This is a genomic window from Pseudocitrobacter sp. CD920760, assembly GCF_057782505.1.
The window spans coordinates 2482182-2496709 of sequence record NZ_CM173490.1; the positions used below are offsets into that span (position 1 = coordinate 2482182).

Consider the following 14528-nt stretch of genomic DNA (forward strand, 5'->3'; position numbering starts at 1 on the left):
TCCGGCCTACGGGATTTGTGCAATCGATTGAATTTGCGATATTTTGTAGGCCGGATAAGGCGTTTACGCCGCATCCGGCATCAACAAAGCGCACCGTGTCAGCAATCAGGAACGGCGCAAAGCGCCGTTCCTGCTACTCACCCCATCACTTCTCTTTCTTAGCCCCCAGCGTCGGGGTTTCATCAAAGAAGTTCCACGGTTTCAGCAGCGTATGCACCCACTCCGTTGGCATAATCGGCCACTCTTCGGCGCGGGCGACGTGCGTGGTGCCGGTCGTCATCCACACTACCGTATCGGTGTTGTCCAGCGACTCATTGTCTTTGGTGTACTGACCGAGCCCGGTATCGTGCGTTGAACGGTTCGGGTATTTTCCTTCCGGGAAGCGCTCGTCCGGATGATAACGCGTCACCCACAGCTGTTTATCCATAAAGCTCAGGCGGTGGTAAATCCACTCATCCGGGGCGAACTGCGCGCCTTTTGCGACCGGATGCGTGCCGCCCGCGTACGGGATAATCTGATAGGAAACCGGGTTACCCATGCGGTTTTCTTTGTTCGGGTTGCTCAGCAGACGAATGGTACCCGGGTCAAATTTCTGCGCCGCATCCTTCTCATTGCTGATGGCGTACTCGTTGATCTGCATAGTACTGGTACGCGGGCCGCCCGCGGTATTCGGTTTCACTACCGGGTCCATCGCCACCAGGCTATTGTTCTCACCATCAACGTCGAGGTCGAGGCGGAAGTTGTAGATATGTTGGTGGGTGGTGCCGACAATATTATGGTCGATCAGCGTACCGTAACGGGTATCGTCTTTCGCGCTTGGGTCGTGCATGGTTTTGGCTTTTACGCCTTTCACTGCTTCAATACCGGTTGCGCCCGCATCGATACCGATGGTGCCATTTTCGTGGAAGATCCAGTCGAAAATGTAGTCGTAGTTACCTACGGTGCTTATCCAGCGCACAACCAGCTCACGACGCTGGGTGCTGACGTTCGGCTGGCCCATCTCCTGGTGCTTATACTCCGGCCCGGCATAGCGTTCGAATACGGCAATCGCGCGCGGGATCTCGGTTGGCGTGCCAGTGTAGTCGGCGATGGTCTCGTTCAGCAGCACGGCGTTAGACGGCGCATCTTTACCGCGCGCGATAGGTGAGGTAAGAGTACCCATGCCGTAGTCACCGGAATCCAGGTACGCTTTGAAGTACCAGCCGATATCCGGGTCGCCGTAAGGCACGATCATCCCGCCCAGCGATCCTTCGTACATCACTTTACGTTTGGTGCCGTTGTCGTTAAAGGTCACCGTGGAAATCATCGGCCCGACGCGGGAGTTCATGCTCAGGTGGAAATCCCAGTTACGCCAGTGGATCATATCGCCGGTGATGGTGTAGTTTTTACCTTCCGGTTCAATGATATCCAGCGGTTTCACCGAAGGGGCGACGCGGTCACGGCCATCGTAGGCGCGCGCGGCCATCGGTACCGGGATCACCGGGCCTTCTTCCAGCTTCACAATTTTTTTCTGTTCCAGGTCAACAACCGCGACCAGGTTTTCAATCGGATGCGCCCAGTAGTTGCCATCGCCCACGTCCAGGTAACTGATGACTTTCAGCAGGCGCGCATCCTGTTTCAGGCCGTCTTTACCGTCAAAATAGCCCACGGTGAGCGGGGTGGTGATCACTTTTTTCGGGTCGTTGATGCCGCGTTTTTTCAGCGCTTCCGCGTATTCAGTGCTGGCGTTAATGATGTTCTGCACGCTGACGAAGTCGTCAATCAGCACCATACCGTGCGCATCTTTGATGGGTTGCCAGGAGAGGATCTTTTTGTTTTGCAGATCGACGACGCCTTCGATGATGTGCTTACCATCCAGCATGATGACATCCGCTTTACGCGGCTCGGTCACAGCTTTGCCATCCAGCGCAAATGCCCACACGGCGGCTTTCTCAGGCGAACGCAGCGAGATCTCGGTAAAGCGGGTATTCGGTTTGAAATCTGGTGAGGCTTTGACGACCTCTACGGCTTGCTTGATTTCGTCTGCACTCAGGGCGTTAAGCGGGTGCGGGGCTTTCTCAACCTGGAAGGTTTGATCAAGACCAGACTGGAAAACATCGTTGATGAACGTTTCAGAAACCCAGGCTTTGTTGTCTTTCATCACCACTGGCACTTGCAGATTCAGCGGCTGGCCGTTGACGATCGCGGTTTTAGCGCCCGGTTTTACTTTAACGTAAGCGCCATCTTTAATCAGCGTGAAAACTTGTGCGTAGTCATCCCATTGCACATCGGCCCCAAAATCAGCCAGTGTTTTATCCATCGGCACCATGTGGGCTTCACCGCCGTGGGCGAAAACCGGCGATTGCCAGGCGCAAAACAGGGCTACGGCCAGAGCCAGTGCCGTCTTGCGGGGAGAAAGAATAGAGGAGCTTCCCATTTTAAACCTCGTCTTGTTGTTGTGTTTCTCGCTCGCTACCGCTCTCTGCGGGCGGTTTTTAACGCTTTCACCCTATCAGCCCTGCGGTAAAGTCGTTTGCCTGCACCTGCCAGGTTGTTTGGCAGTTTTGCCAGATATAAAAAATGCCTCCGGGGAGGCATGAGTGCATGTGGTTCGCCGGATGCGCGATGCTTATCCGGCCTACGGACGGTTTAGGCTGGATAAGGCGAAGCCGCCATCCGGCGTGGCATCAGGCCGCAAAATCCCCGCTCTGCCGCGCTACCAGCGTGAGAATGGAATACAGCGCAACCGCCTGCTGATGCTGGTTGTAAATCTCAACCGACCACTCCACCACGCCGGTGGGGGTCTCTTCCGCCGTTTTCTGGCGTTTGATGGTTTTACGCTTACAGGTCAGACGAACCTGAATGGTGTCGCCCGGTTTGACCGGCTCGATGAAGCGCAGGTTTTCCATACCGTAGTTGGCGATAACTGGCCCGACGCCTGGGTCAACGAACAGGCCCGCAGCGGCGGAAATCAGGAAGTAACCGTGGGCCACGCGCTCGCCAAACAGCGATTCGGCGGCAGCGAGTTTGTCCATATGCGCGTAGAAGTGGTCACCGCTCAGACAGGCGAAATTCACGACATCCGCTTCGGTGACTGTGCGACGATGGGTCAGCAGGCTGTCGCCGGGCTGGATCTCTTCGAAGTATTTACGGAATGGATGGACGCGATCTTCCACCACTGCCGCGCCGCGTACCCACTGTTTTCCAATGGCGGCGAGCATGGTCGGGCTGCCCTGAATAGCGGTACGCTGCATGTAGTGTTTTACCGAGCGTAATCCGCCCAGCTCTTCACCACCGCCCGCACGGCCTGGGCCGCCGTGTACCAGCTGCGGCAGAGGGGAACCGTGTCCGGTCGATTCTTTCGAGGACTCTTCGTTCAGTACCTGAATACGCCCGTGCGCGCGTGCCGCGCCGAGAATAAACTCGCGCGCTAATGCGCCATCGGCGGTCACCAGCGTGCCTGCCAGACTACCTTCACCCGCTCGTGCCAGCGCCAGCGCGTGGTCGCGGTTCTGATACGGCATCAGGGTCGCAACCGGGCCAAAGGCTTCAATGGCATGCGCGGCTTTGATCTCATCCGGCTGCGGGCAAAGCAGTAACGTTGGCGGGAAAAATGCCCCGGCGGCTTTGTCGTCCGCTTTGCCACCCAGCAGAATCTGGCATCCCGCGGCAACCAGCAAATCTACTTTCTCCTGCACATCCTGACGCTGATCGATATTGACCAGCGCCCCCATCTTCACGCCTTCCTGCGCCGGGTCGCCAACAACGATTTTTCCCAGACGCGCAATCAGCGCTTCACTGACAGCATTGATTTGCTGCTGCGGTACGATGATACGGCGAATGGCGGTACATTTTTGCCCGGCTTTGGCCGTCATCTCGCGCACGATTTCGCGGATGAAGAGGGCGAATTCCGGTTGCTCTGGCGTAACGTCATCGCCCAGTACGCAGCAGTTCAGAGAGTCGGCTTCCATGGTGAAGGGAATCGACTTCGCTACGATGTTGGGATGCACGCGCAGCTGTTGCCCGGTGGCGGCGGAGCCGGTGAAAGTGACCACGTCCTGGCTGTCGAGCTTTTCGAGCAGATCACCCGCGCCACCGCAAATGACGCTTAACGCGCCGTCAGGCACCAGGCCGCTGTCGATAATCGATTTCACCATCGCCTGAGTTAGCTGGGCGCTGGCGGTGGCCGGTTTGATAATCGCCGCCATTCCGGCAAGCCAGGTCGGCGCCAGTTTTTCCAGCATGCCCCAGCAGGGGAAGTTAAAGGCGTTAATGTGTACCGCTACACCTGATTTTGAAGTCAACACATGGCGCGCGGCAAATCCACCCGCTTTCGAAAGCGGGATCAGCTCATCTTCCGGCCACAGTGTGTCATCCGGCAGTTCGCGATTGCCCAGACCTGCGTAGGTAAACAGCGTGCCGATGCCCCCTTCGATATCCACCCAACTGTCTGCGCGTGTCGCGCCGGTCTGTGCCGACAGCGCATAGAAATGTTCTTTTTCCGCTAACAGGTGTTTAGCCACCGCTTTCAACATGGCGGCACGCTCAATAAAGGTCATTGCCTGGAGCGCGCTGCTGCCTTGCTCAATGGCATAACGGCGGGCCTGCGCCATATCCAGTCCTTCGCTTGAGACTTCCCACAGCGCGTCGCCGCTGATGGCATGGTGAATGGTACGGGCGCGCCCCTGGCCGGTTTGCCATGCGCCGGATAAGAAGCTGGCTAACTGCTGCATCGCTATTCTCCAAATGTTACGTGATTTCGTTATACATAGTTAAATTGTGAATCATAAATCGCAAGCTGATTTTTAATGATTTTTTAACATTGTGATCGCTGCGTACTTTGCATAATGATTTAAATCATTGTTTATAAGCGTTTTGTTCAATTGCTTTGCGAGAGCTGTCACATAATGCACAAACAAAATTTGTGGTTTTATTTAACTAATGTGTAACTTCTAAGAAAGAAAGTGATTCACATATATTCATCGTGTGAATGTTTTTGGAATCATAAAAGGTGATGACGTGACAGAAGAACAACGCTTTAACCAGCGCATCGCGCAGGAAACGGCCATCGAACCGCAGGACTGGATGCCGGACGCCTACCGTAAAACGCTGATCCGCCAGATTGGCCAGCATGCCCACTCCGAAATTGTCGGCATGCTGCCGGAAGGTAACTGGATCACCCGTGCACCGACGCTGCGTCGTAAAGCCATTCTGCTGGCGAAAGTACAGGACGAAGCGGGGCACGGCCTCTATCTCTACAGCGCAGCGGAAACCCTCGGCTGTGCGCGTGAAGACATCTACCAGAAGATGCTCGATGGACGCATGAAGTACTCCTCCATTTTTAACTATCCCACCCTGAGCTGGGCTGATATCGGCGTCATTGGCTGGCTGGTCGACGGCGCAGCGATTGTTAACCAGGTGGCGCTGTGCCGTACCTCTTACGGCCCGTATGCCCGTGCGATGGTGAAAATCTGTAAAGAAGAGAGCTTCCATCAGCGTCAGGGTTATGAAGCCTGCATGGCGCTGGCGCAGGGTAGCGAATCTCAGCGTCAGATGTTGCAGGACGCGATCAACCGTTTCTGGTGGCCGGCGCTGATGATGTTCGGGCCGAACGACGACAACTCACCGAACAGTGCCCAGAGCCTGGAGTGGCGCATCAAGCTGTTTACCAATGATGAACTGCGTCAGCGCTTTGTTGATAACACCGTCCCGCAGGTTGAAATGCTGGGGATGAAGGTACCTGACGCGGATCTGCATTTTGATGAAGAGAGCGGGCACTACCAGTTTGGTGAAATCGACTGGAACGAGTTTAACGAAGTGATCCATGGCCGCGGCGTATGCAATCACGAACGCCTGGCAGCAAAACGCAAAGCCTGGGAAGAGGGCGCGTGGGTGCGGGAAGCCGCGCTGGCGCATGCGCAAAAACAACAAACCCGCAACGCGGCATAAGGAGAAGCACGATGAGCAATGTTTACTGGCCGTTATATGAAGTTTTTGTTCGCAGCAAACAGGGGTTATCCCACCGTCATGTTGGCAGCCTGCACGCCGCCGATGATGCAATGGCGCTGGAAAACGCGCGCGATGCGTACACCCGCCGCAGCGAAGGCTGTTCCATCTGGGTGGTGAAGGCGAGCGAGATCGTTGCCTCTCAGCCGGAAGAGCGCGGTGAGTTTTTCGACCCGTCGGAAAGCAAGGTCTACCGCCACCCGACGTTTTACACCATCCCTGATGGCATCGAGCACATGTGAGGTTGGTGATGACTAAAAATTCCGTCGCGATTTATGCCCAGCGTTTGGGCGACAACGGCCTGGTGCTCTCGCAGCGTCTCGGCGCCTGGTGCGGCCATGCGCCGGAGCTGGAGATTGACCTGGCGCTGGCGAACATTGGCCTCGATTTACTCGGTCAGGCGCGCAACTTCCTGAGCTACGCCGCCGAATGCTACGGCAGCGGCGATGAAGACACGCTGGCCTATGGCCGCGAAGAACGCCAGTTCAGCAACCTGCTGCTGGTGGAACAACCGAACGGCAACTTCGCCGATACCATCGCCCGTCAGTTTCTGATGGACGCCTGGCACGTCGCGCTTTACAGCCGCCTGGTGCAGAGCCGCGATGCGCAAATTGCCGCTATCGCCGCCAAATCGATTAAAGAAGTGCGCTATCACCTCCGATTCAGCCGCGGCTGGCTGGTGCGCATGGGTGACGGTACGCCGGAGTCCGCGCAGAAAATGCAGCAGGCGCTGAACAACGTCTGGCGCTTTACCCGCGAACTGTTCGAAGTGGATGCCGTTGAGCAGGAACTGATTGAGCAGGGCATTGCCGTTGATGTGCGCGAACTGAAAGACGAGTGGGAGACCACCGTACGCGGCGCGCTTGCCGATGCCTGCCTGCAACTGCCGGAAGAAGCGGCTTTCCGTACCGGCGGGAAACAGGGTCTGCATACGGAACATCTGGGGCCGATGCTGGCGGAAATGCAGTATCTGCAACGTATCTACCCCGCACTTCAGTGGTAACCAGGAGGTCATAGTGCAACGAATTGCCGCGATAGCACCCTCGAAAGTGCATGAGATCTGGCGCTTACTGAGCGAGATCCCCGACCCGGAAGTGCCGGTGTTAACCATCACCGATTTAGGCATGGTGCGCAGCGTCGCGCCGCAGGGTGACGGTTGGGTGATTGGCTTTACGCCGACCTATTCCGGCTGCCCGGCCACGGAGCATCTGCTGGGCGCTATCCGCGACGTGATGACCGAACACGGCTTCACGCCGGTCAATATCGTGCTGCAACTCGACCCTGCCTGGACCACCGACTGGATGAACGCCGATGCCCGCGAACGCTTACGTCAGTATGGCATTAGCCCGCCGCAGGCCCACGCCTGCCACGCATCGGTTCCTGAGGATGTGACCTGCCCACGCTGCGGCAGCACGCATACCTCGCTTATCAGCGAATTTGGTTCGACGGCCTGCAAAGCCTTGTACCGCTGCGATAGTTGCCGCGAACCCTTCGACTATTTCAAATGTATTTGAGGTTGCCATGACGACGTTTCATTCGCTTACGGTGGCAAAAGTGGAACCGGAAACCCGCGATGCGGTGACCATTACTTTTGCCGTACCCGACACGTTACGGGAGGCTTACGCTTTCCGTCCTGGTCAGCACCTGACGCTGAAAACCCGCATTGGTGGTGAAGAACTGCGCCGCTGCTACTCCATCTGCCGTACCGGCACGCCGGGGCAGATTAGCGTTGCGGTAAAAGCCATCGAAGGCGGGCGTTTTTCCCGCTTTGCCCAGAGTGATATTAAGCAAGGCATGGCGTTTGAGGTGATGGTGCCGCAGGGCCACTTCGGCTATCAACCGCAGGCTGAGCGTACCGCACGCTACCTGGCGATTGCCGCCGGTTCTGGCATCACGCCAATGCTGGCGATTATCGAAGCTACGCTGACCACCGAAGCCAATAGCCAGTTCACACTGATTTACGGCAACCGCAGCAGCCAGAGCATGATGTTCCGCCAGGCGCTGGCAGACCTGAAAGATAAATACCCGCAACGTTTACAGCTGATCAACCTCTTTAGCCAGGAGACGGTCGAAAGCGAATTGCTGTCCGGTCATATCAACAGTGAAAAACTGCATGCACTGGCGCGCAATCTGGTGCAGTTCGATCAGCTTGATGAAGCGTTTATCTGCGGCCCGGCGGCGATGATGGACGACGCGGAAATCGCGCTGCGCGCATTAGGCATGCCGGAGAAAGCGATTCACCTGGAGCGCTTTAACACACCGGGCAGCACCATTAAGCGCGTCTCTACCGTACAGGCTGAAGGCCGCAGCGTGACGATTCGTCACGATGGGCGTGACCGTCAGATCTCCCTGAATGCAGAGGATGACAGCATTCTTGACGCTGCGCTGCGTCAGGGCGCTGACCTGCCGTATGCCTGCAAAGGCGGCGTCTGCGCCACCTGTAAATGCAAGGTGTTGCGCGGTGAAGTGGAGATGGCAACCAACTACAGCCTTGAACCCGATGAAGTGGCGGCGGGCTATGTGCTGAGCTGCCAGGCGCTGCCGAAAGGCGATGGCGTAATTGTCGATTTTGACGCGAAGGGGATGGCATGAGCGAACTGATCGTTGCACGCCACGAGCGCGTGCTGTTACTGACGCTGAATCGCCCGCAGGCGCGCAATGCCCTGAACAATGCCTTGCTGGAGCAAATCGCCAGCGAACTGGAAAAGGCCGCGCGCGATGCGGAAATTTCTGCCTGCGTCATCTTCGGCAATGACCGTTTCTTCGCAGCTGGCGCAGATCTAAACGAGATGGCGGCCAACGATATGCCCGCCACGCTCAACGATATTCGCCCGCGTCTATGGGCGCGAATCGATGCGTTTAATAAGCCGCTGATTGCCGCCGTTAACGGCTATGCGCTGGGCGCAGGCTGCGAACTCGTGCTGCTGTGCGACACGGTGGTCGCGGGCGATAACGCCCGTTTCGGCCTGCCGGAAATCACCCTCGGCATTATGCCGGGCGCAGGCGGCACCCAGCGTTTAATTCGCAGCGTCGGGAAGGCGCTTGCCAGCCGTATGGTGCTGACGGGTGAAGCGATTGACGTTCATCAGGCGCAGCAGGCCGGGCTGGTGAGCGACGTCTACCCGGCGGGTTTAACCCTCGAATACGCTCTGAAGCTGGCAAAAACCATCGCCCGTCACTCTCCGTTAGCGTTACAGGCGGCAAAACAGGCGCTGCGTCAGTCGCAGGAAGTGGGGCTGCATGCGGGTCTGCAACAGGAACGCCAGCTGTTTACGCTGCTGAGCGCAACCGAAGATCGTCAGGAAGGCATTAATGCCTTCCTGCAAAAACGCCAACCAGAATTTAAAGGACGTTAATCGTGGATGCTTTTATTTTGAGTCATGTTGAGCAGGGCGTAATGACCATAACGCTTAATCGCCCGGAACGTCTCAACAGCTTTAATGATGTGATGCATCAGCAACTGGCCGAATGCCTGAAGCAGGCGGAACGCGACGACACTATCCGCTGTCTGCTGATTACCGGCGCGGGACGCGGCTTTTGCGCGGGGCAGGATCTGAACGATCGTAACGTCGATCCCAACGGTCCGGCACCGGATCTGGGGATGTCCGTTGAACGTTTTTATAACCCGCTGGTGCGCCGTCTGGCAAAGCTGCCGAAACCGGTGATTGCTGCGGTGAACGGTGTCGCGGCAGGTGCAGGCGCAACGCTGGCGCTGGGCTGCGATATGGTGATTGCCGCGCGTTCAGCCAATTTTGTGATGGCGTTCAGTAAGCTGGGGCTGGTGCCTGATTGCGGCGGCACCTGGCTGCTGCCGCGCACTGCCGGTCGTGCACGCGCCATGGGGCTGGCGTTGCTGGGCGACAAAATGAGCGCCGAGCAGGCGCAACAGTGGGGCATGATCTGGCAGGTGGTGGATGACGCAGAACTGGCAGATACCAGCCTGACGCTGGCACGCCATTTAGCCACCCAGCCGACCTACGGTTTAGGGCTTATTAAGCAAGCGCTGCTGGCATCTGAAACTCACACGCTGGATCAACAGCTGGATATGGAGCGCGATTTCCAGCGTATGGCCGGACGCAGCGATGACTATCGCGAAGGCGTCAGCGCGTTTCTGGCCAAACGGCCACCACAGTTCAGCGGGAAATAAGCCATGAGCCATGAAATCAAAACGGTTGCGGTGATCGGCAGCGGCACGATGGGCGCAGGTATCGCCGAAGTGGCCGCGGCTGCAGGGCACGACGTGCTGTTGTTTGATATCAATCAGGATGCGCTCACCCGCGCCATTGATGGCATCCGTCAGCGTCTGACCTCTCGCGTGTCGCGCGGTAAGCTGAGCGTGGAAGCGTGCGAAAGAACGCTGAAAAAAATCTATGCGGTGGCGGATATCGCTTCGCTGGCGCCGGCTAACCTGGTGATTGAAGCAGCCTCTGAACGGCTGGAGGTGAAGAAAGCGCTCTTCAGCCAACTGGCAGAAATCTGCCCGCCGCAAACGCTGCTGACCAGCAACACCTCGTCGATTTCGATTACTGCAATTGCCGCGGATGTGCGTTTCCCGGAGCGCGTGGCGGGGCTGCACTTCTTTAACCCGGCGCCGGTGATGAAGTTGGTGGAAGTGGTGAGTGGGCTGGCGACGTCGCAGGAAGTGGCTGACACCCTGTGTAACTGCGTGGCCGCGTGGGGCAAAAAGCCGGTACGCTGCCGCTCAACGCCGGGCTTTATCGTCAACCGCATTGCGCGTCCATTCTACGCCGAAGCCTGGCGTGCGCTGGAAGAACAGGTTGCGGCACCAGAAGTCATTGATGCGGCGCTGCGTGAAGGCGGTGGCTTCCCGATGGGCCCGCTGGCGCTGACCGACATGATTGGTCATGACGTGAACTTTGCGGTCACCAGTTCAGTATTTAATGCCTTCTGGCAGGACCGCCGCTTCTTACCGTCGCTGCTGCAACAGGAACTGGTGCTGGGCGGCCGATTTGGCAAGAAGAGCGGGCAAGGTGTGTATCGCTGGCCGGTTGAAGCCGTCTCTGACCCGTATCTGGCAGCGGTTTCAGCCGTCTCAGGTGAGATTACAGAAAATGGTGACAGTGTCACAATTGACGATCTTCTGCTGATTGAAACGCAAGGTGAAACCGCGCTGGCGCTGGCAATGCGCCATCAGCGCCCGGTTGTGGTGTTTGACCGTATCGAGGGTGATGTGGTGGTGCTGGCTGCCGCGCAAATCAATGCGCAGGCCGATACCGATAAAGCCGTGTACTACTTCCAGCAGCAGGGCAAAAAAGTGCTGAAAATTGCCGATTATCCGGGGCTGTTGGTGTGGCGTACGGTGGCGATGCTGGCGAACGAAGCGCTGGATGCGGTGCAGAAACACGTTGCCAGTGAACAGGATATCGATACGGCGATGCGCCTTGGCGTGAACTACCCGAAAGGGCCGTTGCAGTGGGGCGCAGAGCTGGGTTGGCAGAACGTGTTGCGCGTACTGGAAAACCTGCAAGCCCACTACGGTGAAGAGCGTTATCGCCCGAGTTCCTTACTGCGCCAGCGCGCGCTACTGGAGAGCCATCATGAGTAACGCCTGGCGTAATGCCCACGCGATGTATGAGCGCGACACCTGCGCACAGGCCCTGGGTATCGACATTATCGAAATGGACGAAGGTTTTGCGGTGCTCACTATGACCGTCGCGCCGCACATGCTGAACGGTCACCAGACCTGCCACGGCGGGCAGTTGTTTTCACTGGCGGATACCGCTTTCGCTTACGCCTGTAACAGCCAGGGGCTGGCGGCAGTAGCTTCCGGCTGCTCGATAGATTTCCTGCGACCAGGCTTTGCGGGCGACAAACTTACCGCCACCGCCCGGGTAAAACATCAGGGTAAACAGACTGGCGTCTATGACATTGAAATTGTGAACCAACAACAAAAAACGGTAGCCCTGTTTCGCGGTAAGTCCCACCGCATCGGCGGCACAGTAACAGGAGAAGCCTGATGCGTGATGCATTTATTTGTGACGGAATCCGTACCCCAATTGGCCGCTATGCGGGCGCGCTGTCGGGCGTTCGCGCCGACGACCTCGCCGCCGTGCCGCTGCGTGAACTGCTGGCGCGTAACCCAAAGCTCGACCCAACGCGTATTGATGATGTGATCCTCGGTTGTGCTAACCAGGCCGGGGAAGATAACCGCGATGTGGCGCGTATGGCGCTGCTGCTGGCGGGCTATCCGCAGGATGTTTCCGGTACCACCATTAACCGCCTTTGCGGCTCTGGCCTGGATGCGATTGGCTTTGCGGCCCGCGCGATTAAAGCCGGTGATGCCGACCTGCTGGTGGCGGGTGGCGTGGAGTCGATGTCGCGTGCGCCGTTTGTGATGGGCAAGGCCAGCGCGCCTTTCCAGCGCCAGTGCGAGATGTTTGATACCACCATCGGCTGGCGTTTTGTGAACCCGCTCATGCAGCAGCAATTTGGTACTGACAGCATGCCGGAAACGGCGGAGAATGTAGCTGAATTGTTAAATATCAGCCGCGCCGATCAGGATGCTTTTGCTTATCGCAGCCAACAGCGTGCCGCGAAAGCCCAGCGTGATGGCGTGTTTGCTGAAGAGATTGTCGCGGTACGCGTGCCTGGCAAAAAGGGCACCTTTACTGAGGTGCTGGATGACGAACATCTGCGCCCGGAAACCACGCTGGAACAGCTGGGCAAACTGAAAGCGCCGTTCCGCGCGAATGGCGTGATCACGGCGGGTAACGCCTCGGGCGTGAACGATGGCGCGGCGGCCCTGATCATCGCCAGCGAGCAGCAGGCCCTCGCGCAGGGGCTGACGCCGCGCGCGCGTATCGTTGCCATGGCGACCGCAGGCGTGGAACCGCGCCTGATGGGATTAGGCCCGGTACCTGCCGTGCGTAAAGTGCTGGAGCGTGCGGGTTTAAGTATCACTGATATGGATGTTATCGAACTGAACGAGGCCTTCGCTGCACAGGCGCTGGGCGTGCTCAGACAGTTAGGGCTGCCGGATGAAGCGCCGCATATTAACCCGAACGGAGGCGCCATCGCCTTAGGCCATCCGTTAGGTATGAGCGGCGCGAGACTGGCACTTTCCGCCAGCCTCGAGCTGCAGCGCCGTCAGGGCCGCTATGCCCTGTGTACGATGTGTGTTGGTGTGGGTCAGGGCATTGCCATGATCCTGGAGCGTGTGTGAGCTAATTTTTACCTGCGAGTACCCTATAATGACAACAAATACAAAGCTGGACCCAATCGAAAAAGCATCGCTGGACGAACTGCAGGCACTGCAAACGCAACGCCTGAAGTGGACCCTGAAACACGCCTACGAAAATGTGCCGATGTATCGCCGCAAATTCGATGAAGCGGGCGTTCACCCGGATGACTTCAAAGAACTGAAAGACATCGAAAAATTCCCGTGCACCACCAAGCAGGATCTGCGTGATAACTATCCGTTCGGCATGTTTGCCGTACCGATGGAACAAGTGGTGCGCGTGCATGCCTCTTCCGGCACGACCGGTAAACCGACCGTGGTCGGTTACACTCAGAATGACATCAATACCTGGGCCGATATTGTGGCGCGTTCGCTGCGTGCAGCAGGCGGCACGCCGAAAGATAAAATCCACGTCGCTTATGGTTATGGCTTGTTCACCGGCGGGCTGGGCGCGCACTACGGCGCGGAACGTCTGGGGGCAACGGTTATCCCGATGTCCGGTGGCCAGACTGAGAAGCAGGCGCAACTTATCCGCGATTTCCAGCCGGATATGATTATGGTCACGCCGTCTTACTGTCTGAACCTGATTGAAGAGCTGGAACGCCAGATGGGCGGTGATGCGACGCAATGTTCCCTGCGCGTCGGCGTATTTGGCGCGGAGCCGTGGACGATGGCGATGCGTAAAGAGATTGAACGTCGTCTGGGTATTACCGCACTGGATATCTATGGTTTGTCAGAAGTCATGGGCCCTGGCGTGGCGATGGAGTGTATCGAAACCGCCGATGGCCCGACCATCTGGGAAGATCACTTCTATCCGGAAATTGTTAACCCGAACGATGGCACTGTGCTGAATGACGGTGAACATGGCGAACTGCTGTTCACTACGTTGACCAAAGAAGCGCTGCCGGTGATCCGCTATCGCACCCGCGACCTGACGCGTCTGCTGCCGGGCACCGCCCGCACCATGCGTCGTATGGATCGCATCAGCGGACGCAGCGACGATATGCTGATTATTCGCGGTGTGAATGTCTTCCCGTCTCAGTTGGAAGAAGAGATTGTGAAGTTTGAACATCTTTCGCCGCATTACCAGCTGGAAGTTAACCGTCGCGGTCATCTTGATTCGCTGTCGATTCAGGTAGAGCTGAAAGAGAGTAGCTTGTACCTGAGCCACGAACAACGCTGCCAGGTGTGTCACCAGTTGCGTCACCGCATTAAATCGATGGTCGGGATTTCCACCGATGTGACGATCGTTAACTGCGGCGCGATCCCGCGCTCTGAAGGCAAAGCGTGCAGAGTGTTTGATTTGCGCAAGATTGCCAGCGTGTGACATTGCCGGATGACGGCG

The 14528-nt window shown here is 57.5% G+C and carries 13 protein-coding genes; 11 read left to right on the top strand and 2 right to left on the bottom strand.

The genetic code is table 11. The features are described 5' to 3' along the window. Window positions 1-145: 145 nt before the first annotated feature. Both tynA and paaZ read right to left on the bottom strand, forming a co-directional pair. Window positions 146-2416 (bottom strand): primary-amine oxidase, encoded by a 2271-nt coding sequence (tynA, locus tag AC1MKH_RS11715; protein ID WP_276221460.1) that lies wholly within the window; start codon window positions 2414-2416, stop codon window positions 146-148. A 250-nt stretch (window positions 2417-2666) separates the two neighbouring features. Then, complete coding sequence (gene paaZ, locus AC1MKH_RS11720) at window positions 2667-4712, bottom strand: phenylacetic acid degradation bifunctional protein PaaZ (RefSeq protein WP_276221457.1); 2046 nt, start codon at window positions 4710-4712, stop codon at window positions 2667-2669. A 286-nt stretch (window positions 4713-4998) separates the two neighbouring features. On the opposite strand from paaZ, the gene paaA reads away from it, so the two are divergent. From paaA to paaK, 11 genes are read left to right on the top strand one after another with little or no spacing between them, the layout of a single operon-like run. Continuing rightward, the gene (paaA, locus tag AC1MKH_RS11725) at window positions 4999-5928 is read left to right on the top strand and encodes a 1,2-phenylacetyl-CoA epoxidase subunit PaaA (protein WP_276221455.1); all 930 of its coding nucleotides are present in this window, start codon (window positions 4999-5001) and stop codon (window positions 5926-5928) included. An 11-nt stretch (window positions 5929-5939) separates the two neighbouring features. Beyond that, window positions 5940-6227 (top strand): 1,2-phenylacetyl-CoA epoxidase subunit PaaB, encoded by a 288-nt coding sequence (gene paaB, locus AC1MKH_RS11730; RefSeq protein WP_276221454.1) that lies wholly within the window; start codon window positions 5940-5942, stop codon window positions 6225-6227. Between the two features lie 8 nt (window positions 6228-6235). Continuing rightward, window positions 6236-6988 (top strand): 1,2-phenylacetyl-CoA epoxidase subunit PaaC, encoded by a 753-nt coding sequence (paaC, locus tag AC1MKH_RS11735; RefSeq protein WP_276221452.1) that lies wholly within the window; start codon window positions 6236-6238, stop codon window positions 6986-6988. A gap of 13 nt (window positions 6989-7001) precedes the next feature. Further along, window positions 7002-7499, top strand: coding sequence for a 1,2-phenylacetyl-CoA epoxidase subunit PaaD (paaD, locus tag AC1MKH_RS11740; protein WP_276221450.1), 498 nt, complete (start codon window positions 7002-7004; stop codon window positions 7497-7499). A 7-nt stretch (window positions 7500-7506) separates the two neighbouring features. Further along, window positions 7507-8577 carry a 1,2-phenylacetyl-CoA epoxidase subunit PaaE gene (paaE, locus tag AC1MKH_RS11745; protein WP_276221448.1) on the top strand — a complete coding sequence of 357 codons (1071 nt, stop codon included), beginning with the start codon at window positions 7507-7509 and terminating at the stop codon, window positions 8575-8577. Then, window positions 8574-9341, top strand: a complete 768-nt coding sequence (paaF, locus tag AC1MKH_RS11750) for a 2,3-dehydroadipyl-CoA hydratase PaaF (RefSeq protein WP_276221446.1) — start codon at window positions 8574-8576, stop codon at window positions 9339-9341. The genes paaE and paaF overlap by 4 nt, the downstream gene beginning before the upstream one ends. 2 nt (window positions 9342-9343) lie before the next feature. Continuing rightward, window positions 9344-10132 (top strand): 2-(1,2-epoxy-1,2-dihydrophenyl)acetyl-CoA isomerase PaaG, encoded by a 789-nt coding sequence (paaG, locus tag AC1MKH_RS11755; RefSeq protein WP_015964551.1) that lies wholly within the window; start codon window positions 9344-9346, stop codon window positions 10130-10132. A gap of 3 nt (window positions 10133-10135) precedes the next feature. After that, on the top strand, window positions 10136-11551 hold the full coding sequence (locus tag AC1MKH_RS11760) for a 3-hydroxyacyl-CoA dehydrogenase (RefSeq protein ID WP_276221443.1): 1416 nt from the start codon (window positions 10136-10138) through the stop codon (window positions 11549-11551). Then, complete coding sequence (paaI, locus tag AC1MKH_RS11765; RefSeq protein ID WP_442961930.1) at window positions 11544-11963, top strand: hydroxyphenylacetyl-CoA thioesterase PaaI; 420 nt, start codon at window positions 11544-11546, stop codon at window positions 11961-11963. The genes AC1MKH_RS11760 and paaI overlap by 8 nt, the downstream gene beginning before the upstream one ends. Next, window positions 11963-13168, top strand: coding sequence for a 3-oxoadipyl-CoA thiolase (gene pcaF / locus AC1MKH_RS11770; RefSeq protein ID WP_276221441.1), 1206 nt, complete (start codon window positions 11963-11965; stop codon window positions 13166-13168). The genes paaI and pcaF overlap by 1 nt, the downstream gene beginning before the upstream one ends. A gap of 28 nt (window positions 13169-13196) precedes the next feature. Further along, a complete protein-coding gene (gene paaK, locus AC1MKH_RS11775; RefSeq protein ID WP_015964547.1) occupies window positions 13197-14510 on the top strand; it encodes a phenylacetate--CoA ligase PaaK in 1314 nt (437 codons plus the stop codon). The last annotated feature ends 18 nt before the right edge of the window (window positions 14511-14528 follow it).